Raw genomic sequence first — 26,788 nt, 5'->3', positions numbered from 1 at the left:
GCCCGCCGACGTCAGATGCCGGGTAGCCGGCCGTTGCGGAACAGGTCCACGAAGAGCTGGTGGTCCTGGCGGGCGCGCACCCCGTACGCGTGCGCGAAGTCCACCAGGTGGGTGACGAAGCCCGACGCGTCGGTGTCCACGGCGGCGACGATCGCCTCCTCGGTGGAGTAGTCCACCAGATCGTGGCTGGACTCGTCGTCGGCGACCGAGTGCATCCGGGCCACCGCCCGACCCAGGTCGGCCAGCACCCCGGTCAGCTCGTCCGGCTCGTTGACGTCGGACCAGTCCAGGTCGGCCGCGTACGGGGAGACCTCGGCGACGAGCTGTCCGGCGCCGTCCAGCTCGGTGAAGCCCAGCCACGGGTCGGCGTGCGCCTGCAACGCCCGCTGCGACTCGGCGGTCCGGTGACCCTGGTGCTGGAAGTAGCCGCGTACCGAGTCGTCGGTCGAGTAGCGGGCCACCGCCGGGACCTGCGCCTGCTTCATGTAGATCACGACGTCGTTCTCCAGCGCCTGCGTGTGCCCCTCCAGCAGCAGGTTGTACGACGGCAGGCCGGCCGAACCGATGCCCACGCCCTTGCGCAGCACCACGTCCTTGATCCGAGTCGCCACCGGGCGCAGCCGGGCCGAGGCGGCGGGCAGGGTGCCCAGGTACTCCTCGAAGGCGGCGACAACCCGGTCGCGGGTCTCCCCGTCGACCTCGAAGACCCCGTCGCCGACGGAGAACCGCCGCTCGTAGTTGTCGACTGTGGTCTGCTCGGCGAGCAGGTCGACCCGCGTGTTGAGGCGGGCCTGCTGGAGCACCCGGCGCAGTACGCCGTCGGCGTTCTCCAGGGTGATCGAGCCGATCGCGTCGTCCCCGCCGGCGGCGATCGCCCGCAGCTCGGTCAGGTAGGAGCGGGCGAAGCCGGCCACCAGCTCACCGATCGCCGTGTCGGAGAGCGCCTTGCTGTAGCCCAGCAGCGCGACGCTTGCCGCGAACCTGCGCAGGTCCCAGGTGAACGGCCCGACGTACGCCTCGTCGAAGTCGTTGACGTTGAACACCAACTGCCCGGAGGCGTTCATGTAGGTGCCGAAGTTCTCCGCGTGCAGGTCGCCGTGGATCCACACCCGGCCGGTCCGCTCGTCGAGGAAGCTGTCGTCGGCGAAGTCGCCACGCTGGTCGGCGTAGAACAACGCGGCGCTGCCCCGGTAGAAGGCGAACGGCGACGCGGCCATCTTGCGGAACTTACGGCGGAAGGCGGCCGGGTCGATGGCCATCGACGCGCCGAACTCCTCGGTGAGCACGTCGATGATGTGGGCGGACCGCTGGTCCACGGAATTGCTCATGATGCGCAGGCTAGCCGGCCCCGGCCAGCACCGGCGTCAGCTCGCGGTGGGTGGGCGCACCGGCGGGGCGGTGAGCGAGTCGACCGAACGTGGCGCGGCAGCCTCGCGGGGCGGGGCGTCCAGTGGCGCGGCCAGCACGTCCCGCTGGGGCACACCCCCGATGCCGGACTGCTCGGCGGCGATCTTCTCCTGGAGGCGCAGGATGCCGTGCAGCAGCGCCTCCGGGCGCGGCGGGCAGCCGGGCACGTACACGTCGACGGGGATGAGCTGGTCGACGCCCTTGGTCACCGAGTACGAGTCCCAGTAGGGGCCGCCGCAGTTGGAGCACGCGCCGAACGAGATGACGTACTTCGGCTCGGGCATCTGGTCGTAGAGCCGCTTGATGGCCGGGGCCATCTTGTCGGTCACGGTGCCGGAGACGACCATGAGGTCGGCCTGTCGGGGACCGTGCGCGAACGGGATCACGCCCAGCCGGATGAAGTCGTGTCGCCCCATGCTGGTGGCGATGAACTCGATCGCGCAGCAGGCCAGCCCGAAGTTGAAGACCCAGAGCGAGTAGCGGCGCCCCCAGTTCAGCACGAACCGGATCGGCTCACCGAGCACTGCCGGTAGCTGCACGGACGTCCCCTCTCCTCACCGCACAGTGAATCACAGTCGGTTGTCACGGACCGGACAGGCGACCCGAACGGTCTCGACCGCAACCGGCGGGCGTAGCCGAGTGTGTGACCGGTGCTGGCGAACACGCCGCCTGCGGCCACCACGGGGAGGACGAGTGCTTGTGACGAGAGAAGTACGGGTGGGCGGACCACCCCCCGACCCGCCGGGAAGCCCCGCCTCCGCGACTGCCGAACTGGTCTTCGACGACTTCTACCACGCCCACTTCCGGTCGCTGGTGGTGCAGCTCACGGCATACACCGGTGATCGGGGGCAGGCGCAGGACCTGGTTCAGGAGGCGTTCTGCCGGGCGTACGCCCACTGGGGCCGGCTCGCCCGGTACGACGATCCCCTGGCCTGGGTGCGCCGGGTCGCCTGGAACCTCGGCCACAACCGCTGGCGGCGGCTGCGGACCGCGCAGGCATGGCTGCTGCGGCAGCGGGAGACGCACGTCGCCGAGCCGAGCCCCGACCGGGTCGCGCTCGACACCGCACTGGCCAAGCTGCCGCCGAAGCAGCGACGGGCCGTCGTACTGCACTACCTCGCCGACCTGACGGTCGCCGAGATCGCCGCCCAGGAACGGGTCGCCGAGGGAACCGTCAAGTCCTGGCTGCACCGGGGCCGGGCGGCCCTCGCGACGCACCTACGCGACACCACCGAGGGGGTGCGAGATGTCTGAGCAGGAGATCCCCGGCCTCGCCGAAGAGTTCGCCCACTATCGCCGTACCGTGCTGGAGGAGGTCGAGGTGCCCGGGCCCGCCGCCGTCAGGCGGACGGCACGGGGACGCGGCCGTCGCCGCATGGCCACCACCACCGCGACGGTGCTCGCGCTGTTCGGCGGGGCCGCCGTCGGATACGCGGCGATGAGCGGCCCGGATCGCGAGCCGGGCCCGGTCGACCCCACGCCGACCATCTCCGCGTCGCCCACCCCGAGCGGCACGGCGAGCCCGACCCCCAACCCCTCTGCCACCAGCGGCAGCCCGACCGCCACCCCGCCGGCGGGGACGATCAGCCGGGCGCAACTGCTCGGCGCGGCGGTGACCCTGCCCGCGTGGCGAGCCGGACGGGGATGCCCCACGTCGGGCATCCGGCTCAGCGGCGACGACCGCGAGGGTGCCAACTGGCTGCTGGCGTTCGACCAGGGGGACGTCGACGGCGACGGCGCCCAGGAGGCGGTGGCGCTTGTGCAGTGCGTGCTCGGCAGCGGCGGTCCCATGCAGGTGGTCGCCTTCGACCGCGACCAGCAGGGCAAGATCGTCACGCTGGGCCGGGTGGTCGCGACCACCATCGACAAGCCGCAGTGGTTGTTCGCCCTCGACGTGGTGGACGACGGCACCGTGCGGGTACAGGTCGGCGACATCGCGCCCGGTGGTGGCTGGCCCGGTGAATGGTCACAGCGACAGTGGCGGGGCTACCGCTTCAAGGGCGAGTCCTTCGCGCAGGTCTCCGGGCCGACGAGCTTCGGGCCGAACCCGCACGACGTCAACCTCGTCGTCACCGCCACGAACCTCGTGCTTGCCGACGCGCCGGACGGCTCCCGGACCGGCACGATCACCGTGCGTATCCGCAACGGGGGCAAGGGACCCGCCGCCTACGTGGCGCTGCGGCTCGGCCTGCCGGCAGCGGTCCGCCCGGACGGTGACGGCTGGGCGGCCTGCCGCAACGACCCGGAGCAGACCCGGGAGCCGCTGACCTGCGACCTGAACCAGCTCGGGGCGGGCAAGGAGGTCCGGCTCACGCTGGGCTTCCGGGTCGCCGCGGGTGCCACGGCCGGCACGGGCAAGGCCGACGTGGACGCCCGTCCGATGAACGCGAACTTCGACTTCGTGCAGGAGGTCTACGACCCGGACAACACCGTGGTGATCACCTACCGTTGATCCGGCTCTGCCGGGACGGGACACGGCCGCGCTCACCTGAGCGCGGCCGTGTCGGCATGCGGCGGTCAGTCGTCCGAACCCCAGGCGGGCCGTTGCAGCAGGCCGACGAACTCGACAAGCAGCCGTTCGCGCAGCGCCGGCGGGGCGGCGTCGAGCAGCGTGTTGACAAGCGCCATCCGCTCCGGCAGCGGCCCTCCGGCGGGTCCGTCGCCGTCATCTGGGCCGCCGTCGCCCAGGCCCAGCCCGGCGGCCAGGCCGACGACCAGGTCAGGCGTCAGCGCCTCGGGGCTGAGGGCGCCGACCAGGGCCGCCAATTCGGCAGGCAGCCGCACCGGGCCGGCCGCACGCGCCGCCGCCACCGCGTCGGTCAGGTCCGGACCGAACTCGGCCACCCGGGGCGCGACCGAGGCGGTCACCGTGAGATGCACGCTGGCCGGCAGACCGGCGTACGACAGTTGGGGTTGGGTGTGCCAGCCGCGCGCGGTCAGCTCGTCGACCAGGACGAACAGGTCGGGGCCGCCCTCGGTGGCGGTGAAGCACACCACTGTGGACTCCGGTTCGGCCAGCAGCCGCAGCCCGTCGACGGCGCGGACCGCGTCGGCCAGACCGGCCACCGCGTCCCGGGTGACGGCGGCCAGCCGCAGGTAGCCGGCGTCGCCGAGGTGCCGCAGAGTGGCGTACGCGGCGGCGATCGGCCCGCCCGAGCGGGTGGACGCGATCACCGGATTGATCATGGTGTAGCCGGGCCAGTCCGCGTACGCGAAGTACTGCGGCGCGCGGAGCGCGGCGTCGCGGTGCAGCAGCACCGACACGCCCTTCGGCGCGTACGCGTACTTGTGCAGGTCGACCGAGATGGAGGTGACCCCTGGGACCGAGAAGTCGAACGCTGGCACCGGCTCGCCGAGGCGACGCAGGTACGGCAGGGTCCAGCCGCCGAAGCAGGCGTCGACGTGACAGCGCACCCCGGCGTCGGCGGCCGCCGCGGCGATCTCGGCGACCGGGTCCACCACCCCGTGCGCGTACGAGGGCGCGGAGCAGGCGACAAGCACCGTCTCCGGGCGGATGGCGGCGGCCAGCGCGGCCGGATCGGGGCGCAGCGTCTCCACCGAGACCGGCACCACGTCCAGCGCCACCCGCAGGTAGTGCGCCGCCTTGGCGAACGCGGCGTGCGCGCTCGACGGCACCACGATCCGGGGTGCGCTGATCTCCGGGTGGGCGTCCCGGGCCGCCTTGACGGCGAGGATCAGCGACTCGGTGCCGCCGCTGGTGACGCTGCCGACCACGTCCGGCGCGGTGGTGCCCGGCCCACCGCCGAGCACCCGGCCGGCGGCGCCGACGAGCGCGTTCTCCATGGCCAGCAGGGACGGGAACGCGGTCGGGTCGAGCCCGTTGACATGGGCGCTCTCCCGGTGCGCGGCGGCGGCGAGGTCGTCGAGTCCCGGCACCGCCGGGTCGTACACGTACGCGAAGAGGCGTCCCCCGTGGGTGGGCCGGTCGCCCGCGCGCAGCCGCCGGACCTCCGCCAGCGCGACATCGGCGGCCACCCCGTCGCGGGACAGCGCCCCCGCCCCGACCGTGTTCTCGTCGATCATGGAGTTCTGGTGCCCTTCTCGATGCGGCCCACCGCCGTGAGGTGCTGGCCCTGCGCGGAGGCCAGGACGGCGGGGGTCAGGGTGTAGCGGCGCAGGAGCAGGATCGGGGGGCCCAGCAGCAGGGCCGGGATGATCGTGAAGCCGAGGAGTACGCCCAGTCGCGCCGTGTCGGACTGCGTGGCCGCGGTTCCGGTGTCGGAGGAGACGTAGCCGGCGAGCTGGAGCACCAGCCCGTACACGCCCGGGCCGAGGGCCAGGCCGAGGGTCTCCCCGGCGGTCCACAGGCCGGTGAAGACGCCCGCCTGCCGCCGGCCGGTACGCGCCGTGTCGTACGCGATGCAGTCCGGAAGCATGGCCAGCGCGAACACCTGCTGCCCGGCGTACCCGACGCCGAGGACCGCGACCACCAGGTAGACGACGATCGGGGGCAGCACCGGGGCGGCGGCCAGGGCGAGCGCCCCGACGGCGAGGATCAGCCCGGCGGCGACCAGGGCGGACCGCTTGCCCACCCGGGCGCCGACGCGGGACCAGAGCGGCATCACCAGCAGCGCCGGCCCGACGAAGCAGGCGAAGAGCAGTGTCGGCCCGCTCTGCTCGTCGCGCAGGATCTGCCCGGCGAAGTAGTTGACCCCGGCGAGGATGGTCGCCACCCCCGCGGACTGCACCACGAAGCAGACCAGCAGCGCCCGGAACGGCCGGTTGGCGGCGGCCACGGCGAGCTGGGCGCGCAGTGTCGGCTCGCTGGCGCCGACCACGCCACCGGGGGCGAACCGGGTGCCGAGGAACGCGCCGACGGCACCGATGGCGATGAGCGCCGCCACGAACAGGCCCATCCAGCGGTGACCGGGCACGCCGTCGCCGCCGGCCGTCACGACCAGCGGGGCGATCGCTCCGGAGACCAGGATGGTCAGCGCCAGCACGGCGATCCGCCAGGTCATCAGCCGGGTGCGCTCGGCGTAGTCGTCGGTCATCTCGGCCGGCATCGCCACGTACGGCACCTGGAAGAAGGCGAACGCGGTGGCCGTGGCGAGGAAGGCGAGCGCCACGTACGCCGCGGCGGCCGGCCCGTTGCCGAACGGCGCGGCGAAGATGGCCGCGAACAGCACGGCGAGCGCGAGACCGGCGACGAGCAGGTACGGGCGGCGGGCGCCCCAGCGCGACCGGGTGCGGTCGGAGATCCGCCCGGCGACCGGGTTGACCAGCACGTCCCATGCCTTGGGCAGCAGCACCAGCAGGGCGGCCAGCCCGGCGGCCACGCCCAACGTGTCGGTGAGGTACGGCAGCAGCAGCAGGCCGGGCACGGTGCCGAACGCGCCGGTGGCCAGGGAACCGAGCGCGTACCCGGCGTGCACCCGGCGAGGGAGCGGCCCGGTCGCAGAGTGATCGACGGTCCCGGTCGACGAGCCGGGAACGACCGGAGGCGCGTCCATGTTTCCGAATGCTACTCATGTTGTGCCGTGGGCCACAGCCCCCGGTCGTGGCACCGGCCCCCGCGCCAACGCCGGTCAGAACCCCAGCGCCACGGCGTCCTCGGGCAGGCCGCTCGAGGACGCGATACAGACCCCGATCAGGCCGGGTACGCCGGCCAGCGGCACCTCCCGACGCGTCGCACCACTGGCGACATCGGTCAGGCGCAGCACCGGCCGCCCGCCGGGGGGGTCGACGAGCAGCGCCACGGTCCGGTCGTCGTACCAGCCGAGGGGTTTCGCGCCGACCGGCAGGAGGCGGACCACCCGGCCGCTGACGACGTCCACCACCCGGGACGGCAGCGGCCGGTCCGACTGCAGCTCGGACACGTCGGCGAGCAGGTACCGGCGGGACGGCGAGTAGGACTCGGCACCGCCGACCCAGCCCCCGCCGTCAGCGGCGAGCCGGCGCCCCAGTGCACCGTCCGGGCGGATCTCCTGCAGCGCACCCGGCCGCACCGTGTCGCCGGTCTCCGACCCACGCAGCAGCGCGAGGTAGCCGACCGAATCGGGCGCCCAGCCCACGGCACTACCGAGGAGGTCGACGGGCACCGGGGTGGCGGTGACCTTCCCGGAGCGCACGTCGTACCGGTGAGCGGTGAACGACACCGTCGCGTCCCCCTTCTCGATCGACGTGACAAGCAGCGCCGCGCCGTCCGGGGACCACGCGAGACCGTTGCCGACGGGCAGATCGAGCCACTGGATGGCCGACGTGCCGTCCCGCAGCAGCGCGGCCCGGTCGACGAGCCCGGTACGCCCGTTGTCATCCACCGCCACCCTGCTCCGGTCCGGCGCGAGCAGGGCCCGGTACGGCACCTCGCGGTACTCGCCGTTGGTCGGATCGAGCAGGAGCGTGGTGAACGTCGCCCGGTTCAGGTCGGAGGTCACGTACGCGTGGACCGCCAGCGGGCCGCCACCGGGCTGTGGGAACGCGCCCGCCGCGACCTGCAGCGCCGGCGTGTCCGGGCCGGCGTCGGGCGGCAGGACGGCCGGGGTGACCAGCACCAGGGCGACGAGGGCGACGACACCCGCCAACAGACCGGCGGTGCGGCGTTTCCGGCGACGCGCGCCCCGCAGCACCGTGTCGGCGAGCCCGATCGGCGGCGCGAGCTCGGTAGGCATCGGCGCATGGCGCAGCTCCGTACGCAGTTCGTCTTCGAAGGTCATCGTCCCGCCCTCACGTAGCCCGGAGACTCGTACGATTCGGCCTGGTAGGCCCGGAGTTTGCGCAGGGCCCTGGACGCCTGACTGCGAACCGTGCCCAGCGAGATGCCCAACAGTTCCGCGACCTCCGCCTCGGACCGGTCCTCGTAGTACCGCAGCACCACCACCGCCCGCTGCCGCGACGGCAGTCGCCGGAGCAGGTCCATCAGCGCGTGCCGCTGGACCGTCGCAGCGGAATGGTCGGCGCGGGCATCGCGGTCGGGTGGCTCGGCCGCCAGCACCTCGGGCCGCCGAGCCCGGGCTCGCCACCAGTTGACCTGGTGCCGGTACATCGCCCGGCGCACGTACCTCTCCGGCTCGTCCCGGCGGCGGATCCGCGACCAGTGGCGGACGCTGGCCAGCAACGCCGTCTGCAGGAGATCCTGCGCGTGGTGCACGTCGCCGGTAAGCAGGTACGCCGTTCTCAGCAACGCCGGAGACCTCGCGGCGACGAAGTCGCGGAACTCCCGCTCGTGCTCGTCGTTCATGCACCTTCCCCAACCCGCAGCCGATATCACCGACGCTGTCCCCGCCCGGGGCAGCGCCGGAACGGTCGCCCCCTGCGAATCGATCACCACTCGGTGCCGCATCCGGTCAGAAGCCGAACTTCGCCGCGTCACCCTTCAGGCCGGCCGAGGAGCCGATCTGAAGGAGCGCCGGTGGCAATCCCGGCGCGGGCACCGACCTGCTGACTCTGCCGGTACGCACATCGGTCACCTCCAGCACTGTCGAACCGCCGCTGGTGTGCGCCACCTTCACCACCTGTCGCTCGTCGTACCAGCCGAGCACCGGCCAGGAGGTCGCCACCGACCCGATGGTCCGTCTGGTGGCGAGATCCAGGATCCGGGGGCGCTGCCACTCGGCGAGGAGGCTCGGATCGACGCCCTCGAAACCGACGCCGCGCGCCGGCTCGACCACCGCGTACCGGCGTGACGGCGAGTAGGCGGTGGCGTCCCAGATGTGTCCCTCCGCGCCGACCAACCGGCCAGCGGTGCCATCCGGGTTCAGGTAGCGCATCGGTCCGGTCGGCAGATCCGGATCGGTGCCACGCAGCTGGACCACGTATCGGGTGGAGTCGGCCGCCCAGCCGGCCGTGCAGACGTCACAGTCGAGGTTGACGGGCGTGTGCCGGAGTCGCCCGGTGGCGACGTCGTAGCGGTGCACGGCGAAGCTGCGGGTTTCCTTGTCGAGGGTGGTGGTGAGGAGGGCCTTCCCGTCCGGTGACCAGCCCGTGAATGTTCCCGGGGGCAGATCCGTCCAGCGCACCGCACCGCCGCCCGCGAGCGCGGCCCGGGCCACCACGCCGATCCGGCCATCGGTCTGCTCCACCGCGACGGTGTGGCCGTCCGGCGAGACCTGCACGCTGACGTACGGCACCCGCCGATACTTTCCCGCGCGGGTGTCCAGCACGTACGCGGCGTCACCACCGAGGCTGGAGTACGCGTGGATCGCCTGCGGGCCGCCACCGGGCACCGGGAAGGTGACCTGTGCGCCGTCGGTCCGCCCGCTGTCGCCGACCGCCACCGTGGCGGCGTCCGCGCCCGGACCGGCCAGGACCGGCGTCACCAGCATGCAGAACGCCGTCAGGACGCCTGCCAGCGCGGTACGGCGGGATCGATGTGACACATGTGCCTCCCAGGTGAGTGACCGTCACCCGGGAAGACAGCGGCGAGCCCGCCCGCGATGCCTGTCCGACGAGAAACTTCCGACGGATCTGCCCGGCCGGTCAACCGGTCGCGTCGGGGTGCCAGTTCGCGTCGCTCATCCGCACCCCGTCTCCCCGCAGTGGGCAGCCCTCGGCGCGCAGCCTGGCCCGGGCCTCCCGCTCGTGCCCCGGGGGCAGCCGCCCCGCCGAGGTCACCACCCGGTGCCACGGCACCGAGCCACCGTGTCGGGCCATGATGTTGCCGACCAGTCGCGCGGAGGAGCGCCCCGAGCGCTCGGCGAGCGCGTCGGCGACCCCGCCGTACGACATCACCCGACCCTCCGGGATCCGCTCCACCAGGTCGAGCACCGCCTCGACGTACTCATCAGGAGTCACAATCGGCCACCATATGGGAACGCTGCCGGGCGACGCGGGCGTGACCACGCAGAATGGGCGGGTGCGCGACGCAGTCACGGCCGCCCGACGGGTCGTCGTCAAGATCGGCTCCTCCTCGTTGACCACCGCCACCGGCGGACTGGCCGACGAGCGCGTCGATGCGCTTGTCGACACCCTCGGGCGGCTCACCGCCGAAGGACGCGAGGTGGTGCTCGTCTCGTCCGGCGCCATCGCCGCCGGCCTGGCCCCGCTCGGGTTGACCCGGCGTCCGCGTGACCTGGCCACCCAGCAGGCCGCCGCCAGCGTCGGGCAGGGCCTGCTGATCGGCCGGTACGCGGCCAGCTTCGCCCGGCACGGCCGCACCGTCGGGCAGGTGCTGCTCACCGTCGACGACGTGACCCGACGCGCGCACTACCGCAACGCGTACCGCACGCTGCGCAAACTGCTCGACCTGCACGCGGTGCCCATCGTCAACGAGAACGACACGGTGGCCACCGAGGAGATCCGGTTCGGCGACAACGACCGACTGGCGGCGCTGGTGGCCGCGCTCGTGCACGCCGACCTGCTGGTGCTCCTCTCCGACGTGGACGCCCTCTGGACCGGCGACCCGGCCCGCCCGCACTCGACCCGGATCGCTGAGGTCCGCAGCGACGAGGACCTCGCCGGGATCACCGTCGGCGGCGCCGGCCGGTCCGGGGTCGGCACCGGAGGCATGGTGACAAAGGTCGAGGCGGCCCGCATCGCCACCGGCTTCGGCATCCCCGTGGTGCTCACCGCCGCCGACCTGGCCGCGTCGGCGCTGGCCGGCGAGCCCGTGGGCACGCTGTTCCACCCGCAGCGGCAGCGCCCGACGGCCCGACTGTTCTGGCTGGCCCACGCCACCTCGCCCCGGGGGCGTCTGCACCTCGACCCGGGCGCGGTGGCCGCCGTCGTCGCACGACGCAAGTCGCTGCTGCCCGCCGGCATCACCGCCGTGGACGGCACGTTCACCGCCGGGGATCCAGTGGACCTGGTCGACACCGCGGGCGCCCCGGTCGCCCGGGGCCTGGTCAACTACGACGCGGTGGAGCTGCCCGGGCTGCTCGGCCGCTCCACCTCCGAACTCGCCGCGGCGCTCGGCCCGGCGTACGAACGGGAGGTCGTCCACCGCGACGACCTCGTGCTGCTGTGAAACAAGTTCCTTCCCACCACCGAGGAGTGCCGGCATGAGCGTCGTGGAGCAGGCGAAGCGGGCGCGGGACGCCGCCGCCGACCTGGCCGTGGCCACGCGTACGGCCAAGGACGCCGCGCTGGTCGCGATGGCCGACGCGCTTGTGGCGCGTACCCCGGAGATCCTGGCAGCGAACGAGACGGACCTGGCGGCCGGCCGGGAGGCCGGGCTGAGCGCGGCCGTCCTGGACCGGCTCGCGCTCGACACTGGCCGGGTGGCGGGCATCGCCGACGCGCTGCGCCAGATGGCCGCGCTGCCCGACCCGGTCGGCGAGGTGGTCCGCGGCTCGACCCTGCCCAACGGGCTGGAGCTGCGCCAGATCCGGGTGCCGTTCGGTGTGGTCGGCATCATCTACGAGGCACGCCCCAACGTGACTGTGGACGCCGCCGGGATCTGCCTGAAGTCCGGCAACGCGGCGCTGCTGCGCGGATCGTCCTCGGCCGCGCACTCCAACGCGGCGCTGGTCGCGGTGCTGCGCGACGCGATAGCCGAGGCCGGCCTGCCGGCCGACGCGGTGCAGCTGCTCGACGCCAGCTCACGCGACTCGGTCAAGGAGCTGATGCGCGCCCGAGGGCTCGTCGACGTGCTCATCCCGCGCGGCGGCGCGTCGCTGATCCGCACGGTGGTCGAGGAGTCGACAGTGCCGGTGATCGAGACCGGGGTGGGCAACTGCCACGTGTACGTGGACGCCGCCGCCGACCTGGCGAAGGCCGTGGCGGTGACGTTGAACGCCAAGACGCAGCGCCTGTCCACCTGCAACACGGCCGAGTCGCTGCTGGTGCACGCCGACGTCGCCGACGCGTTCCTGCCGCCGGTGCTTGCCGCGTTCGCCGAGGCCGGCGTGACAGTGCACGGCTCCCCCGAGGTGGCCGCGTACTCGGCGGCGGTGGTCCCCGCCACCGAGGAGGACTTCGCCACCGAGTACCTGTCCGCCGACATCTCGGTGGCGGTGGTCGAGTCGCTGGACGCGGCGGTCGCGCACATCCGCCGCTTCGGCACCGGGCACACCGAGGCGATCCTCACCGACTCGGCGAGCGCGGCCCGCGACTTCGTGGCCCGGGTGGACGCGGCGGCGGTGATGGTGAACGCCTCGACCCGGTTCACCGACGGGGGCGAGTTCGGCTTCGGCGCGGAGATCGGCATCTCGACGCAGAAGCTGCACGCCCGCGGCCCGATGGGTCTGCCCGAGCTGACAAGCACCAAGTACGTCGTCACCGGGGACGGGCACCTGCGCTAGCCCGGCTGCGGGGCTGCTCCGCTCGCCGGCGGTCGGCAGGCCCGGATCGCGGACAGCGTGGAGTGCACGTCGAACTGGTGGCCGTCGTCGCTCTCCCAACCACCGTCGCTGCGCTGGGTCTCGGCGAGCCGCCGCAGGGCCCGCACCATGATCCAGTCGTGGTGGTCGATGCCGACCCGACGCAGCGTGGCCGCCAGCCAGGCCACGTCGCCCGGTGACATCGTGGGCATCCGTTCGGCGAGCACCACCTGGATCCGTGCCGACTCCTGGAACATGTCCTGACGGTGCAGAACGGCCGCACCGAGCCAGCCGGCGGCGAGGAACGACGGCCAACTGCCGTCCGGGCGCAGCCGCGCGACGATGGACTGCGCCGCCGCCTGCACCACACCGGCGTACGCCCCGCCGACCCGGTGATCCAGCGGGCCCGAGGCGCGGGCGTCCAGGCCGGCGACGGTCAGCCAGAAGCCGGCGTTGGTGGTGAGGAAGAGTTTGGCCTCCGGATCGCCCGGGCGGGCCCACTCCGGGGCCGAGCCGGTCAGTGAGAGGTCCTCGTCCCAGCCGCCGTCGGGCTGCTGACGGGACGCCAGCCAGTCCAGGGCCCGGCGGGCGGCGGGACGGCCCAGCGCGCCCAGGTCGTCCAACTCGGAGAGCCGGAAGCAGGTGGCGTCGACCGAGGCGACCTCGCCACCCCAGGTCGCCGGCCAGGCGCCGTCCGGCGACTGGCCGACCTCGGCCGTCTCCAACAGCTCCGGCGGCACCGGCGTGCCGTTGCGCAGCCAGGAGAGGCGGGCGCGTTCCACCGCGTCCCCATGCGCCACGACGAACCCGATCGCGGCTTCCAAGTCGACCACGGCGGAGACGCTACCTGCGCAGACGCGATCGCGCCTCGGTGAATCGGCCAGCCGGAACTGGCTGCGTCGCTCCGGCACGAGCGCCGCACGCAGCCAGCTGCGTCGATTTACCGTCGGCGGGCCGGCGCGGAACCACGGAGGGCCGGCGCCGGGGCGGCGCGGTGCGGCGTCGCCCCGGCGGGCCGGTCAGTACGCGGGCAGCGACGGGTCGATCTGCTTGATCCAGGAGAGCACGCCGCCCTGCACGTGTACGGCGTCGCGGAACCCGGCCGCCTTCAGCGCGGCGAGCGCCTCCGCCGAGCGGACGCCGGACTTGCAGTGCAGCACGATCTGCTTGTCCTGCGGCAGCTTCGCCAGGGCCTCGCCGGAGATGATGTCGCCCTTGGGGATGAGGGTGGCACCGGGGATCCGCACGATCTCGTACTCGGCCGGCTCCCGCACGTCGACGAGGAAGATGTCCTTGCCGGCGTCCTGCCACTCCTTGAGCTCCAGGGCGGTGATGGTCGAGTCGAGCGTCGCCTCCTGGGCCTCCTCGGAGACCGCGCCGCAGAAGTCCTCGTAGTCTTCCAGCAGGTCGGTGACGCTCGGATTCTCGCCGCAGAGCACGCAGTTCGGGTCCTTCCGAACCTTGATCTTGCGGTACTCCATCTCCAGGGCGTCGTAGACCATCAGGCGGCCGACAAGCGGCTCACCGATGCCGGTGAGCAGCTTGATGGCCTCGTTCACCTGGATCGAGCCGATCGACGCGCAGAGCACACCGAGCACGCCACCCTCGGCGCAGGACGGAACCATGCCGGGCGGCGGCGGCTCCGGGTAGAGGCACCGGTAGCAGGGGCCGTGCTCGGCCCAGAACACCGACGCCTGGCCGTCGAAGCGGTAGATCGAGCCCCAGACGTACGGCTTGCCGAGCAGCACCGCCGCGTCGTTGACCATGTACCGGGTAGCGAAGTTGTCGGTGCCGTCGACGATCAGGTCGTACTGGGCGAAGATCTCGCGGACGTTCTCGCGGTCCAACGCGGTGTTGTGGATCTCCACGTTGACCAGCGGGTTGATCTCGCGGATCGACGCGGCGGCCGACTCGGCCTTGGAACGGCCGATGTCGGACACGCCGTGGATGATCTGACGCTGGAGGTTCGACTCGTCGACGGTGTCGAAGTCGATGATGCCGAGGGTGCCGACCCCCGCCGCGGCGAGGTAGAGCAGGGCGGGCGAGCCGAGGCCACCGGCGCCGACACAGAGCACCCGGGCGTTCTTCAGCCGCTTCTGGCCGGTCACCCCGACGTCCGGGATGATCAGGTGGCGTGAGTAGCGGCGGATCTCGTCAACGGTCAGCTCGGCGGCGGGCTCGACGAGCGGGGGCAACGACACGGTGGACTCCCCGGGATCGGCGGTGTGAACCGCGCCATTGTTGCTCGCCCGGGCCGCACTCGGCCATGAGGGAGGACACGTGGCCCGCGATGCGGGAGGGGAATATCTGACGGCGGGTCGGTCAGGGGACGATGTCGCCGGCGTAGCGACGGCCGTCGAGGTAGGGCCAGGCGTTGGCCACGCAGCCCCGCAGCCCGTACGTCTGCTGCTGCATCACCGGGGCGGCCTCCCCCGGGCCGGGGCACGCCTCGTGCTCCTCGCCGAACTCGTGGCCGACCTCGTGGTTGATGACGTAGGTGCGGTACGTCTCCAGCGGGGCGCCGTAGTCGGGCACGGCCTCCTGCCAGCGGGCCAGGTTGATGATGACCTGCCCGGGCAGCCGGCAGGAGGTGTAGCGCTCGGTGGTCAACCCACCCTCGGCGCACATCCGCTCCGACGTGACAGGGGTGGCGAGGTAGACGGTGAAGTCGGCGATCTGGGCGTCGGCCACCCGCTGCACGCGCAGCTCGCCGGAGGCGATCCAGCTGCGCCTGTCGGCAAGCACCTCGTCCACCCGTGTGGCGAACGCGTCGGCGCTCTGACCGCTGCCGCGCTCGACCACGACCCGGTAGCGACGCAGCGGTCCGTCCGTACCGTGCACTGTCGTCCCGCCGTGGGCGACTGTGAAGTGTCCCGAGCCGACCGACGGATAACCGCTGGGCACCGGGTGGGCCTCCCCGCCACCCAGGCCCATCCCGCCCTGGGTCGGGGCGGCCGGTACGTCGACCGGCGGCTCGTCACCGCGCGTCACTGTCACGCCGACGACGGCCGCGGCGGTGGCGGTCACGAGCAGGCCGAGCAGCAGGCTACGACGTCGTCGACGGCGCATCCGTACGAGCGTGGGACGCGCACCCTCGTACACCGATCCCTCGGGCGGGTCGGGCGGCGCGGGCGGGCCGTAAGGGGACGACGGCGTCATGACGCCCAGCCTGCCAGATATTTCGGGTGATTCTCCGCTTTTACCGCCATTGACGCAATATGCCGAGGCTCCCGGCGCTATGCACCCGAACGGTCAGAGAGCCGGCCCGGTGTAGCGCCGACCGTCGACGTACGGCCACGGGTTGACCCGGCACCCGTGCAGGAAGAGGGTCTGCTGCATCATCACCGGCGCCGGACGCCCCGCGCCGGGGCAGCGCTCGTGCCGGTGCCCGAGCTGGTGACCCACCTCGTGGTTGACCACGTACGTCCGGTAGACCGCCAGCGGCACGCCCGCCGACACGAAGTGCGGCACCGACAACCGCCACCGATCCAGGTTGATGATCACCTGGCCGGGTGCCCGGCAGGACGTGTACGGCCGCCCGCCGATCCGGATGTCCACGCCACCGTCGGCGCACATCCGGCCCGCCGTACGGGCGGTCGCCAGATAGACGGTGAAGTCCCGGGGAGCGTCCCCCGGGACCTGCTGCAACCGCAACCGGCCGCTGTCGACCCAGCTCCCCGGCCCGGCGAGCGCCACCTGGACAGCCTGCGCGAACTCGGCGACGTCCTCGTTGCTGCCCGACTCGACCGCCACCCGGTAGCGGCGCAGCTGACCCGCCCGACCCAGCACCGGGCCGGCGCGGTCGTCGTGGCGGAACCGGCCGGTCCCCGCGGTCGGCACCGCACCGGGCATCCGCAGCACCGGCGGCGGGGTCGGCGACGGACTCGGCGGCGCGGCGATGGCGGTCGGCAACGGATCCGCCGACGGCGGCAACGGCCGGCCCACCAGCGGCGGCGGGGCGACCTCCTCGGCGGTCAGCCGATCGGGTGGCTCACCCGGCCTCTCGGCGATCACGCTCACCGCGGCGCCGACCGCCAGCACCACCGCCACCAACTGGGCGATCAGCGCGAAGCGTCGGCGGCGGCGAGCGGACCTGAACATCCTGGTCAGCCTGCCAGATAGGACGGCCGAACGGCCTCCTCCGTTTCGGCGAGCAGGCCGACCACCGCCCGGGCGACAAGCCGAGGAACCTCCAGCTGCGCCACGTGACCGACACCGTCGAGCATCAGCAGTCGGCTGTCCGGGATGACCCGGGCGGTCTGCGGCGCCACGCGAACGTCGACGAGCCGGTCCTGCCGGCCTCCCACCACAAGCGTCGGCGCGCGGACCGCCCCGGCGAGCCGCCACAGCGAGCCCGCCCCCGGCAGGTACGCCCGCAGGAAGCTGGAGACCAGCCCGCGAAACGTCCGGACGTACGCGGCCGCGTAGTGCTCCGCCTCGTACCGGACCCGGATCTCCTCCAACGCCTCGGCACGGCGCTGGGCGCAGATGCGGCTGAGGTCGGCGACGCACGCCTCCAACACCTGCTCGGCCATCACCTCGGGCGCGAGTTGGGTGAGGTGCCGGGCGACAAGCCGCTCACCCCGGGGGATGACAAGCACGGGCAGCATCCGTCCCTGCAACGACCGCCGGAAGTCCAGGAAAGGCAGCGCCGGAGAGATCAGGGTGAGCGTACGGACCAGGTCGGGCCGCAGCGCCGCCACCTGGACCGAGACCGCGCCGCCCAGCGAGTTGCCGAACAGGTGGACCGGCCCCCGACCGGAGTGCTCGATCCACCGGATGACCAGGTCGGCGAAGGCAGGGATCGTGTAGCGCGGGCCCGGCTCGCTGCGGCCGAACCCGGGCAGGTCGATGGCCTGGCCGTCCAGCCGGTCGGCGAGCAGCCCGGCCAGGTCGGTCCAGTTCTGCGACGAGCCGCCCAGCCCGTGCACGTACAGCGCCGGCTCCGCGCCGACGGTCGTCGCCGGAGTGTCCCGGACATACGTGGTGACGCCGTCGAGGCGAACCTCCCGGCCCGGCCACGGCGGTGGGACACCGACCTCGGGGAGGAGATGGTCCGGCCAGAGGGAGGCGCGTTTCATCCTCCCAGTCTGCCTCGGACCACTCAGGACAGCAGCGCCTCCAGCCGACGGTTGACCGCCGCCAGCGTCGCCCGAACCACCGCCTGCCGCGGGTCGCCTGCCACCAGGGCGGAGCCGGCGAGCTGCTCGACCCAGCCCTCGCAGACCAGCAGCACCACCACCGTGGCCACCTCGCAGTTGCCGAACGGCACCACCGCCGCGTGCTCGACGAAGCAGCGGCCCCGCTCGGCGTTCTCGGCGCCGCGCAGCAACTCGTCCACGGCGGCGGCCGCGGCCACCGCACAGAGCCGCAGCACGTACCCGTCCACCGCCGGCCCGGTCGCGTACCCGGCGGCGTTGTCCTCGCCGGCCAGCAGCCGCACCTCGACATTGGCGTCCAGACCGAAGGTGCTGACCTGCACGTGGTCGATGACCACGCGCGGCCCCAGCACGCCGCCGGTGTCCAGCGGCCGGGAGGGCGCCGATTCCGTCGTGGTCACCTGCCCGCCGGAGTACGACGTACCGATCGTTGCCGGGCTGCCGGTGGCCCCGCCGGTGGGCGCCGCCGAGACCGAGCCGGGTTCCTCGACCGTGGCGCGGCCCCGGTGCGGGGCGCCCGCCCGCCGTCGACGTGCGGCGTCCGGCCCGCCCCACTGCTCCGGACCCGCCGGCGCGGCCTCGGCGGTACGCGGTTCCGCGCCGGTGTCGCCCGGCTCGGCCACCCGTGGCTCCGCGGCTCGCGGCTCGACGACGGCGCGCGGCTCGACGGGTCGTGGCGCGGCAGGGCGCGGCTCGGCGGCGCGACGGCGGACCGGCGGGGTCGGCGTGGTGGGCAGGCCGGGAACGTTCTGCGGAGCGGCGGCGAGCCCCATCCGTTCCTGGAGCAGCCGGGCCACCTGTCGACTCACCTCGGCCGGATCGGCACCGTCGGCCAGGTCCAGCCGCAGACTGTGCGCCCCGGCCGGCGTACGTCGCAGGGCCGCGTCCCGGACGCCCGCGACCTCCCGTACGGCGTCCAGGATGGCGTTGACGTCGAAGCCCTCGGGACGCTCCCGCAACGGAGCGGGCTCGTCGTCGCGGCGCAGGTGAGTGGCGATGCGAGCGAGTTCGGGGGTTTCGGCGGGTGGCTCCACGGCTGGCGGCTCCGGCACAACGGGCACGTCCGGTTCCGCGGGGACGCGCTGCGGCAGCACCGCCGACGTGTCGGGCCGTCGACCGCCGTCGGCGGGCTCGGTCGGCGACGCCGGGTCGGGGGCGGATCGGCGAGCCGCGTAGGGAGGGGCGGACGCCGGTGACAACTGGTCGTTGCGCGCCGGCCCGCTCGTGGCGGAGGCCGGACCGGTGCCGACCGAGGGAGGCGGAGGACCGGCGAGGGCAGGACCGCTCGCCGTCGGGGCGGCAGGTGTCGGCTCGGCGGGTGAGGCCTCGGGCGGCTCGGGGGTAGCTGGTCGGAGCCGGAACGGTGCGGTCGGCCGGATCGGCCCCGTCGACTCGCCCGCGTCGCTCGCCCGGGGAGAGGTCGCCGGCCGGGTGGCCGGCCAGGAGGGACGTTCGGCCGGAGCTGCCGGGATGCGCCCCTCGGACCAGTCGGGCCGCTCGGCCGCCACGGGCGTCGGTGATCCGCCGGCCCAGGAGGGCCGCTCGGCCACCGGACGGACCGGTGGTGCCGACGGCGGCGCATCCGTCACCGTCGGCGGTGGGCCGGCGGGCGCCGGTGGCGGCGAATCGACACGCGCGGGCGGATCGACAGGTGCCGGGCCCGCCCAGGACGGGCGCGTGCCCGCAGGTGTGCCGACGGGTGTCGGATCGCCCGCCCAGGACGGACGCGACGGCGGGACGCTTGTCGGCGCCGGGTCCGAGCCGCCGGCCCAGGACGGTCGCGGCGGCGGCGGGAGGGCTGTTGCCGGGCCGGCCCAGGACGGGCGCGACGGCGGGGCGCTGGCCGGCGTCGGATCCGACCCACCGGCCCAGGAGGGGCGGTCAACGGCCGGCGGGCCACTGGTCGGCTCGGCACGGGCGACGCTGCCCGACGCAGCCCCAGCCCACGACGGGCGGTCAACGGCCGGCGGGCCACTGGTCGGCTCGGCACGGGCGACGCTGCCCGACGCAGCCCCAGCCCACGACGGGCGGTCATCGGCCGGCGGGCCGCTGGTCGGGGCGGGGCCACCGGCCCAGGAGGGGCGGTCAACGGCCGGCGGGCCGCTGGTCGGCTCGGCGCGGGCGCTGTCCGACGGCGACGCACCAGCCCACGAAGGGCGGCCGGCGGCCGGCGGACCACTGGTGGGGGTGGGGCCGCCGGCCCAGGAGGGGCGCTCGGCGGCGGGCGAAGGGGTGCGTGGGGGCACGGGCGGGGCGCTGGTCGGGGTGGGGTCCGTGCCAGCCGCGCGGGGCGGGTCGGCCGGCGGGCTCACCGGGACCGGCGCGGCCCAGGACGGGCGGCCCGCGGGGAGGGTGCTGGTCGGCTCGGGCGTCAGTCCACCGGCCCAGGAGGGGCGCTCGGCCGGCTCGGGTCGGGACGCCTCCGGAGGCCCGCTGGTCGGGGTCGTGGCCGGACGTTCACCGGCCCAGGATGGGCGCGTGGGCGTGCCGCGGTCGGCGCTCGCCTCGGCCTGGGGGGCGTCCCGGGTGACGTCGTACGGACGGGGTGGCTCGGCGGACACCGGCTCGTACGGACGGGTCGGCTCGGCGCGCACCGGCTCGTAGGGCAGGTGGGGCTCGGCGGCCCAGCCCGGCGCGGACTCGTCCCGCGGCGTGCGGCCGGCCGGCTCGCCGTCCTGGCGGGACCAGGGCGGCGCCCACCCACTGCCCCAGCTCGGGCGGTTCCAGCTGGGGCCGGACCAGTCCGGTTCGATGGAGGGAGACTCACCGGCTCGGTGCGTGTCTGCGGTGGGGCGCTCCGGCTCGGAGTCGTCGCCGCGCCCGGACTCGGCCGATGCCTCCGCTGCGAGCGGGGCCCGCCAGCCGTGCGACACGGCCGGTCGATCGTCGACGGTCGACCGTTCGCCGGTGGGCGCGTGGAGACCGGGCGGCACCTCGAAACCCGAGGCGGCCGTGCCGACGGGCGGCACCTGGATGGCTGCCGGCGCCGTGCCGGGTACTCCGGGGTCGGCCCAGCGGACGCTGCGCGGCGCGGCCGGATCGGTGGTGGAGTGCCGGGCCGGACCGGTCTCGGCATCGCCCGGCCCCTGCTCGACGACCGGCGCGGGACGCTGGGCGGGCACCACCAGCCGGCCGGCGCCCACGTCGGGCCGGTCCTCGACGGTCCGCCCGGGTGGCGCGCTCACCGGTGTCTGGCGTGCCAGCGAGGCCCCGCCGCCGAGGTGCGCGACGCCGTTGATCTCCGCATCGCCGTGGCGGACGCCGTTGAGCTCGCCGTCACCGTTGCTGTCGCTGTCGCTGTCGATCTCGGCCTCGTCATGGTGGACGCCGTTGGTGTGGTGGCCGTTGACCCGGGCCTGCCGCTCGGAGTCACCGACCAGCCCGGGCAGGGGCGCGGGCAGATCGCCGTGCCTGGTGGAGGAGGTGCGCCAACCGGCCGCGGGGGCGGACTGCCACGGCGGTGCCTGCTCACCGGCCGCCGCACGCTCGGCGGACGGGGACCACCCGCCCGTCGGGGGCGCCCACCCGCTGCCGGAGCGGGCCGGGTCGTCGTGCTGACCCGTTCCGTCACCGTGCTCTCCCGGGGTGGCGGCTCCGGGTTGCTCTGTTTCACTCACCGCGCGCTCCTTGGTCGCCCTCGCTGAGGCTACCGTGTGGGGAGAGTGGCGATAAGTTACAGCGGCGGGCCATTTCCACGACACGGTCGAGGGCCGTCCCGATCTGGGGGGAAAATGCCGGCCCGTACCGAGAACTCGGAGGATCCCATGACCGCTGTGGGGAACGGCGCACAGACCGCCGGCAGGCCCACCCGCCTGCCCCGCTCCGCGCGCCGTAAGCAGCTGCTCGCGGCGGCGCAGGAGGTATTCGTCGCGCAGGGCTACCACGCCGCGGCGATGGACGACATCGCCGAGCGGGCCGGGGTTTCCAAGCCGGTGCTCTACCAACACTTCCCGGGAAAGATGGACCTCTACCTGGCCCTGTTGGACACGCACTGTGACGCCATCGTCGCTCAGGTGCACGAGGCGATGCGCGGCACCAGCGACAACAAGGAGCGGGTCAGCGCGTCGGTGCGCGCGTACTTCGACTTCGTCGATCACGAGAGCGAGGCGTTCCGCCTCGTCTTCGAATCGGACCTGCGCAACGACCCGGCGGTGCGGCAGCGGGTGGAGCGGGTCGAGCAGGGCTGCATCGCGGCCATCACCGACACCATCATCTCCGACACCGGCGTGAGCCGGTCGCACGCCGAACTGCTCGCCTCCGGGCTGGTGGGCGCGGCGGAAACCGCCGCGCAGTTCTGGCTGGCCGGCGGCCGGCAGGTGCCGAAGGCGGAGGCCGAGGCCCTGGTGGCGGCGTTGTCCTGGCGGGGCATCGCGAGCTTCCCGCTGCAAGGTGAGTCAGCCTGACCGCCGACCCCGTGATCGGATAGCCTTCGCAGGGCGGTTATCGCCCCAGTTGAGGAGGCACAGTGGAGGTCAAGATCGGCGTGCAGTACGCGCCGCGCGAGCTGGTAGTGGACAGCGCGCAGACGCCGGCCGAGATCGAGCAGATCGTCACCGACGCCTTCGCCGGCAACGGCGGCACGCTCTCCCTGACCGACGAGAAGGGCCGACGGGTCATCGTTCCGGTCGAGAAGGTCGCCTACGTCGAGATCGCCGAGGCGTCCCCGCGATCGGTCGGTTTCACCGTTCGCTGACCAGTCCGGCCGTCGCGGCAGGTAGGCGCTTCCAGGCCACCTGCCGCGGGCCGGTTCCGCACCCGACGGGTGGCGGTCAGTTGTTCAGTCCGGCGACCGCCATCCGCGCGGTGTGCGCGGCGGTGAGCCTCCCGAACAGCCCCGGCATGTCGACCCGGTCACCCCGTGTGATCAGTGCGGTGAGCGCGGCCCGTTCGGCGGCGACGCGCCCGGCCTGGGACAACGCCTCGCCGACCAGCCGCCGCCGGGCCCACATGGAGAGCCGACCGGCCACCCGGGGATCGTCGGCGACGGCCACCCGGATCTCGGCGACGGCGAACTGGGCGTACCGGGAGTCGTGCAGCACGTCCAGCACCAGCGCGGGGTCGGGCTCGTCCAGCGCGTCGGCGATCTCCTGATGGAGTCGTCGGTGATCGCGTCGCCCACGTACGCCTTGGTGACCACCTCCGCCCAGTCCCGCGGCTCGGTGGGGTCGTGGTACGCCCGCAACGGCTGCGCGTAGGGCGTCGTCGCCTCCTCCGGCGGCGCACCCAACGCGATCAAGAGATGTGGCGCAGGTCACATCCGTTGCCCCCGCGTGGCGGCTGGCCGACCGGGAATCGGGACGTGAGCTTGCCTGTTCAGGTAGCATAGAGCAGTTGCCGTGGGCGCCGATCTGATCGAAGCTCAGCCCGCGGCGCGCGTGCGGCCCGGTCCGGCTCGGCAATCTGCCGCCGACCGTGTGGCCCGCGTCATACCGAACGCGCCCTGAGGACATGACGGGCGCACCCACGAGAGGGCACCCCCACATCCACATGAGCGACCTGACTCAAGATTTGCTGGACGGCCAGGAACTGGCCCCCACCGCCCCGGTTCGCCCGGAGGCCCCCACGTTCGCCGCTCTCGGCGCCCGCGCCGAGACCGTCGAGGCCCTGGCCTCGGCCGGCATCACCCGCGCGTTCGCCATCCAGGAGTACGCGATCCCGATCGCGCTGCGCGGCGTCGACCTGATCGGTCAGGCGCCGACCGGCACCGGCAAGACCCTCGGCTTCGGCGTACCGCTGCTCGACCGGGTCTTCGCGCCTGGTGAGGGCAGCGACGGCGTCCCGCAGGCGCTTGTCGTCGTCCCCACCCGCGAGCTGGGCATCCAGGTCGCCAAGGACCTGGCCGCCGCCGGCCGGACGCGCGGCGTCCGGGTGCTGCCGATCTACGGCGGTGTGGCGTACGAGCCGCAGATCGACGCGCTGCGCAAGGGCGTCGAGATCCTTGTCGGCACCCCCGGCCGCTTGATGGACCTGCAGAAGCAGAAGCACCTCCGACTGGACCGCGTGCACGCGCTCGTCCTCGACGAGGCCGACCGGATGCTCGACCTGGGCTTCCTCGACGACGTCGAGAAGATCCTGGCGATGCTTCCGGAGGACCGGCAGACGATGCTGTTCTCGGCGACCATGCCGGACCCGATCGTCACCCTGTCCCGGCGCTTCCTGCGCCAGCCGATGACGATCCACGCCGGGCACACCGCCGAGACCGGGCCGTCGCCGCAGACCGAGCAGTTGGTCTACCGCACCCACTCGATGAACAAGGTCGAGGTGGTGGCACGCATCCTCCAGGCGGAGGGGCGTGGCCTGACCATGATCTTCACCCGCACCAAGCGGGCCGCCGACCGGGTCGCCGAGGATCTCGACTTCCGCGGGTTCGCGGTTGCCGCGGTGCACGGTGACCTCGGCCAGGGTGCCCGCGAGCGGGCGCTGCGGGCTTTCCGGGCCGGCAAGATCGACATCCTGGTCGCCACCGACGTGGCGGCCCGCGGGCTGGACGTCACGGGCGTCACCCACGTGATCAACTACGACTGCCCGGAAGACCAGGACACCTACACCCACCGGATCGGTCGTACCGGCCGGGCCGGGGCCACGGGCGTCGCGGTGACCTTCGTCGACTGGGACGACATGCCGCGCTGGCGGATCATCGACAAGACCCTCGGTCTGGAGATGCCGGAGCCGCCGGAGACGTACCACACGTCGCCGCACCTCTACACCGACCTGCACATCTCCACCGAGGTCAGCGGCACCCTGCCCACTGCCGAGCGCACCCGGGCCGGGCTGTCCGCCGAGATCGAGGAGGACCTGGGTGGGACGACCCGCTCCCGCCGGGGTGACAGCGGTGGCCGGGGCTCCCGACGCGGTGAGAGCCGCGGCGACGGCCGTGGTGAGGGTCGGGGCGAGCGCCGCGGCCGGGGCGACGGTCGCCGCGACCGCGCCGACGCCGGCACGTCGACGCCCGCCGTCGCCGAGGCACCCACGGCTGACGCAGCCGAGGAAGGCACCCGTACCCCGCGCCGCCGGCGTCGCCGCCGGGCCGGCGAGGCGGTCGCGGGCGAGCCGACCGCGGTGATCTTCGCCGACGCCGGTCCCACCGAGCCGGCCGCCACCTCGTCCGACGGTGAGCCGTCGAAGCCGCGCCGCCGTCGGCGCCGCCGTGGTGGCGGTTCCGACGCGGGTACGCCGGCCGAGGCGACCGCAGACTGACCACCAGCCACACCCGACATCCCCCGCATCGCCGCACGCGGCGCGGGGGATGTTCCCTTCTCCCACCCCACCTGCCGAAAATGGAACGATGCCGGAACCACTGGATGCCGCCCTGACCGAGGTTCGTGCCCTGCTGCTCGACCCCGCGCTGACCCGGGCGGTCGCCGCCGGACGTCGCCGTGGCCGCCGTCCCACAGTTGAGCGGGCCGAACTGCGGCCGGTGACACTCAAGGCCGGGCCCCGAATGCAGATCACCACGTCCGATGGCGCTCGCCCGTACACCCGCAACATCGCCTCCGGTCCCGAGGCCGCCGCTGTGGTCGACGAACTGCTGGCCGAGCCGTTCGGCAACTGGCACGTGGAGACGACCGCCGCGACGTTGCAACTACGGGTGACCAAGTCCGGCGAGGCGCAGGTGCACCGGGCCGCGACAACCCGGCCTGCGGCGACGCCGGGCGGAAACGACCGGGCCAAGGAATACCTGCTCGACCCGGGCGATGAGATCTTTGCGGAGATCGGCGGCTCGGCGGCCAAGCGCCGCCAGGTCGACGCCTTCCTGCGGGCCCTGGCCGCGACCCTGCCCGACGACCTGACCGGCTCGCTGCGGGTGGTCGACCTGGGCTGCGGCAACGCCTACCTGACCTTTGCCGCGTACCGCTACCTGACCAGCCGAGGGCTGGACGTCGAGTTGGTGGGCGTGGACGTCCGCGAGGACCAGCGACAGCGCAACACCGAGTTGGCGCAGCGACTCGGCTGGGCCGACAGGGTCAGCTTCGTCGCCGGCACGATCGCCGAGGCCGTTGTCGACCCCGCCCCTGATCTGGTGCTGGCGCTGCACGCCTGCGACACCGCCACCGACGAGGCGCTGGCCCGCGCGGTGCGCTGGGAGGCCCGCTGGGTGCTCGCCGCCCCGTGCTGTCACCACGACCTGGCCAAGCAGCTACGCGCGCAGCCCACCCCGGCGCCGTACGAACTGTTGACCCGGCAGGGCATCCTGCGCGAGCGCTTCGCCGACGTGCTCACCGATGCGCTGCGCGCGGGTCTGCTGCGGGTGCACGGGTATCGGGCCGAGGTGGTGGAGTTCGTCGACTCCCAGCACACGCCCCGCAACCTGCTGATCCGAGCCCGCCGTAGCGGCACCGGCGACCCACGAAGCACCGAGTACCGCGAGCTCGTCGGCCAGTGGGGGGTCACACCCCGGCTGGAGACCCTGCTCGCCGCCGACGAGCCGCCCGCCGCCTAGGGCCTGGTCAAGCCGCTGGCCGGCCTGCCTCGGCGATCGACCCGGTTTCAGCGTCGGCGGTCGCCGTTGTTGCCCCGGTCCCGGCCGCCGGAGCGGTCGAAGACCGACACCCGGTCCCCGCTGGGGCGCAGGGTCGAGCGGTCGTCCTCGCTCGAGCTGCTCGGGAAGGGCACCACCTTTCCCGAGCTCTCGGCGTTACCGGCAGCCGTGAACGCGTTCCAGGAGATGTCCACGAGCAGCTTCTTCGTCTCGGCGTGCCGGATGGCGGCGTTGCGTTGCAGCGCCATCCGGGCGCCCAGCACCACGCCGACCAGCGTGGTGGTGATCGCGCCGGTGGCGGCCAGCACGTGGGTGCCGGTCGCCGCGTCGGTGCGGAGCACCAGGATCAGCAGCCAGACCCAGAACCCGGCGGCGAAGACGCCGGCCTTGGCGACGAAGAAGAGGCTCACCGCACCGGGCTGGTGCGGCTGCGGACGGCTCGATTCGGCCATGGTGCTCCTCGGCGGTGGTCCGGCGGACGCGGCAGGCGCGCGTGCGCCGTGCCGGGACGGGCACCGAGCTTA

At 73.6% G+C, this 26,788-nt stretch carries 23 protein-coding genes and 1 pseudogene; 8 read left to right on the top strand and 16 right to left on the bottom strand.

All coding sequences use genetic code 11. The features are described 5' to 3' along the window. Positions 1 to 11 precede the first annotated feature (11 nt). A complete protein-coding gene (locus tag ACGFIE_RS32295; RefSeq protein ID WP_393302028.1) occupies positions 12 to 1,328 on the bottom strand; it encodes a DUF2252 domain-containing protein in 1,317 nt (438 codons plus the stop codon). Positions 1,329 to 1,364: 36 nt separating this feature from the next. Beyond that, positions 1,365 to 1,946 (bottom strand): NADH-quinone oxidoreductase subunit B, encoded by a 582-nt coding sequence (locus ACGFIE_RS32290; RefSeq protein WP_091402527.1) that lies wholly within the window; start codon positions 1,944 to 1,946, stop codon positions 1,365 to 1,367. Positions 1,947 to 2,124: 178 nt separating this feature from the next. On the opposite strand from ACGFIE_RS32290, the gene ACGFIE_RS32285 reads away from it, so the two are divergent. Then, positions 2,125 to 2,661, top strand: coding sequence for a SigE family RNA polymerase sigma factor (locus tag ACGFIE_RS32285; RefSeq protein WP_363684329.1), 537 nt, complete (start codon positions 2,125 to 2,127; stop codon positions 2,659 to 2,661). Further along, positions 2,654 to 3,859, top strand: a complete 1,206-nt coding sequence (locus ACGFIE_RS32280; protein WP_393302025.1) for a hypothetical protein — start codon at positions 2,654 to 2,656, stop codon at positions 3,857 to 3,859. The genes ACGFIE_RS32285 and ACGFIE_RS32280 overlap by 8 nt, the downstream gene beginning before the upstream one ends. A 65-nt stretch (positions 3,860 to 3,924) precedes the next feature. Here the strand turns inward: ACGFIE_RS32280 and ACGFIE_RS32275 are convergent, their stop codons facing one another. The 6 genes from ACGFIE_RS32275 to ACGFIE_RS32250 all read right to left on the bottom strand — a co-directional run bounded on the left by ACGFIE_RS32275 (position 3,925) and on the right by ACGFIE_RS32250 (position 10,161). Continuing rightward, positions 3,925 to 5,451, bottom strand: a complete 1,527-nt coding sequence (locus ACGFIE_RS32275) for a pyridoxal phosphate-dependent decarboxylase family protein (RefSeq protein WP_393302022.1) — start codon at positions 5,449 to 5,451, stop codon at positions 3,925 to 3,927. Next, complete coding sequence (locus ACGFIE_RS32270) at positions 5,448 to 6,881, bottom strand: MFS transporter (protein ID WP_393302019.1); 1,434 nt, start codon at positions 6,879 to 6,881, stop codon at positions 5,448 to 5,450. Before ACGFIE_RS32270 ends, ACGFIE_RS32275 begins: the two co-directional genes overlap by 4 nt. Positions 6,882 to 6,956: 75 nt before the next feature. Continuing rightward, complete coding sequence (locus ACGFIE_RS32265; protein ID WP_393302016.1) at positions 6,957 to 8,084, bottom strand: hypothetical protein; 1,128 nt, start codon at positions 8,082 to 8,084, stop codon at positions 6,957 to 6,959. Continuing rightward, positions 8,081 to 8,608: a SigE family RNA polymerase sigma factor gene (locus ACGFIE_RS32260; protein WP_393302013.1), complete on the bottom strand. Its 528-nt coding sequence runs from the start codon at positions 8,606 to 8,608 to the stop codon at positions 8,081 to 8,083. Before ACGFIE_RS32260 ends, ACGFIE_RS32265 begins: the two co-directional genes overlap by 4 nt. Before the next feature lie 106 nt (positions 8,609 to 8,714). Next, entirely contained in the window at positions 8,715 to 9,746 is a 1,032-nt protein-coding gene (locus ACGFIE_RS32255) for a hypothetical protein (RefSeq protein ID WP_393302010.1), read from the bottom strand. A 100-nt stretch (positions 9,747 to 9,846) separates the two neighbouring features. After that, a complete protein-coding gene (locus tag ACGFIE_RS32250) occupies positions 9,847 to 10,161 on the bottom strand; it encodes an MGMT family protein (RefSeq protein WP_393302007.1) in 315 nt (104 codons plus the stop codon). 13 nt (positions 10,162 to 10,174) lie between these two features. On the opposite strand from ACGFIE_RS32250, the gene proB reads away from it, so the two are divergent. Both proB and ACGFIE_RS32240 read left to right on the top strand, forming a co-directional pair. Beyond that, positions 10,175 to 11,332 carry a glutamate 5-kinase gene (gene proB / locus ACGFIE_RS32245; RefSeq protein WP_393302004.1) on the top strand — a complete coding sequence of 386 codons (1,158 nt, stop codon included), beginning with the start codon at positions 10,175 to 10,177 and terminating at the stop codon, positions 11,330 to 11,332. 34 nt (positions 11,333 to 11,366) lie between these two features. Continuing rightward, positions 11,367 to 12,608 (top strand): glutamate-5-semialdehyde dehydrogenase, encoded by a 1,242-nt coding sequence (locus ACGFIE_RS32240; protein WP_393302001.1) that lies wholly within the window; start codon positions 11,367 to 11,369, stop codon positions 12,606 to 12,608. Here the strand turns inward: ACGFIE_RS32240 and ACGFIE_RS32235 are convergent. From ACGFIE_RS32235 to ACGFIE_RS32210, 6 genes are all read right to left on the bottom strand, one after another. Continuing rightward, positions 12,605 to 13,510, bottom strand: coding sequence for a prenyltransferase/squalene oxidase repeat-containing protein (locus ACGFIE_RS32235; protein ID WP_393302074.1), 906 nt, complete (start codon positions 13,508 to 13,510; stop codon positions 12,605 to 12,607). The genes ACGFIE_RS32240 and ACGFIE_RS32235 overlap by 4 nt on opposite strands. A 135-nt stretch (positions 13,511 to 13,645) precedes the next feature. Further along, on the bottom strand, positions 13,646 to 14,827 hold the full coding sequence (gene moeZ, locus ACGFIE_RS32230; protein WP_393301999.1) for an adenylyltransferase/sulfurtransferase MoeZ: 1,182 nt from the start codon (positions 14,825 to 14,827) through the stop codon (positions 13,646 to 13,648). A gap of 121 nt (positions 14,828 to 14,948) precedes the next feature. Further along, complete coding sequence (locus ACGFIE_RS32225) at positions 14,949 to 15,785, bottom strand: DUF3152 domain-containing protein (protein WP_393301996.1); 837 nt, start codon at positions 15,783 to 15,785, stop codon at positions 14,949 to 14,951. A 93-nt stretch (positions 15,786 to 15,878) separates the two neighbouring features. Further along, positions 15,879 to 16,727, bottom strand: a complete 849-nt coding sequence (locus ACGFIE_RS32220; RefSeq protein WP_393301994.1) for a DUF3152 domain-containing protein — start codon at positions 16,725 to 16,727, stop codon at positions 15,879 to 15,881. A 5-nt stretch (positions 16,728 to 16,732) separates the two neighbouring features. Then, positions 16,733 to 17,707, bottom strand: coding sequence for an alpha/beta fold hydrolase (locus ACGFIE_RS32215; protein WP_393301991.1), 975 nt, complete (start codon positions 17,705 to 17,707; stop codon positions 16,733 to 16,735). Between the two features lie 23 nt (positions 17,708 to 17,730). Then, complete coding sequence (locus ACGFIE_RS32210; RefSeq protein WP_393301988.1) at positions 17,731 to 21,402, bottom strand: hypothetical protein; 3,672 nt, start codon at positions 21,400 to 21,402, stop codon at positions 17,731 to 17,733. 147 nt (positions 21,403 to 21,549) lie between these two features. Between ACGFIE_RS32210 and ACGFIE_RS32205 the strand changes: the two genes are divergently transcribed. Further along, entirely contained in the window at positions 21,550 to 22,188 is a 639-nt protein-coding gene (locus ACGFIE_RS32205) for a TetR/AcrR family transcriptional regulator (protein ID WP_039909051.1), read from the top strand. Between the two features lie 62 nt (positions 22,189 to 22,250). Further along, positions 22,251 to 22,478, top strand: a complete 228-nt coding sequence (locus ACGFIE_RS32200) for a DUF3107 domain-containing protein (protein ID WP_007465428.1) — start codon at positions 22,251 to 22,253, stop codon at positions 22,476 to 22,478. Between the two features lie 76 nt (positions 22,479 to 22,554). On the opposite strand, the pseudogene ACGFIE_RS32195 reads toward ACGFIE_RS32200, so the two are convergent. After that, positions 22,555 to 22,967 (bottom strand): annotated as a pseudogene (locus ACGFIE_RS32195) (ferritin-like fold-containing protein). Between the two features lie 305 nt (positions 22,968 to 23,272). Here ACGFIE_RS32195 and ACGFIE_RS32190 point away from each other — a divergent pair. Both ACGFIE_RS32190 and ACGFIE_RS32185 read left to right on the top strand, forming a co-directional pair. Beyond that, positions 23,273 to 24,982, top strand: a complete 1,710-nt coding sequence (locus ACGFIE_RS32190) for a DEAD/DEAH box helicase (RefSeq protein WP_393301985.1) — start codon at positions 23,273 to 23,275, stop codon at positions 24,980 to 24,982. 88 nt (positions 24,983 to 25,070) lie between these two features. Next, complete coding sequence (locus ACGFIE_RS32185; RefSeq protein ID WP_393301982.1) at positions 25,071 to 26,225, top strand: class I SAM-dependent methyltransferase; 1,155 nt, start codon at positions 25,071 to 25,073, stop codon at positions 26,223 to 26,225. Positions 26,226 to 26,272: 47 nt separating this feature from the next. On the opposite strand, the gene ACGFIE_RS32180 is transcribed toward ACGFIE_RS32185, so the two are convergent. Continuing rightward, entirely contained in the window at positions 26,273 to 26,716 is a 444-nt protein-coding gene (locus ACGFIE_RS32180) for a hypothetical protein (RefSeq protein ID WP_393301979.1), read from the bottom strand. Positions 26,717 to 26,788: the final 72 nt, after the last annotated feature.

It is taken from the genome of Micromonospora sp. NPDC049275 (assembly GCF_043197115.1).
GTDB lineage: Bacteria > Actinomycetota > Actinomycetes > Mycobacteriales > Micromonosporaceae > Micromonospora.
Note: the sequence above shows the minus strand (reverse complement) of the source record. Positions and strands in the feature narration are given on the sequence as shown.